The sequence below is a fragment of the Halalkalibacter lacteus genome (assembly GCF_036663595.1).
Lineage (GTDB): Bacteria > Bacillota > Bacilli > Bacillales > Bacillaceae_D > Halalkalibacter > Halalkalibacter lacteus.
This window is the reverse complement of record NZ_JAWRVL010000196.1, coordinates 1-273: the sequence shown is the minus strand read 5'-3', so window position 1 is coordinate 273 and position 273 is coordinate 1. Positions and strand designations below refer to the sequence as shown.

1 protein-coding gene is annotated in these 273 nt (G+C 65.2%); it reads left to right on the top strand.

The window, feature by feature from the left end:
* On the top strand, nt 1-273 hold a 273-nt coding region (locus SAZ04_RS22055), incomplete at both ends, for a hypothetical protein (protein ID WP_332699728.1).

Below are 273 nucleotides of genomic sequence, written 5' to 3'. Positions count from 1 at the left end.
AAAAGCTGGCTGTCCGCGCTCCTTGGAGGCGCATTCTCGCCACGCGTGGCAGCGCGCAGGCAAAATCCGTCGGTCATCGAGACCGACCAGCGCGCGGCCATTTCCTCGCACCTGGCCAGGTTCGGCGTAAAGCCGCAGAACCCACGCCTGAACGTCGTATTCGTCGGATCGCCCGGCTCGGGCAAGACCACGGCCATCCAGTCGGTTTCATCCTCAACCGCGCAGTCCACGGAAGTCGCGGCCACCGACGGCGTGGGCATGATCAAGGCGAAG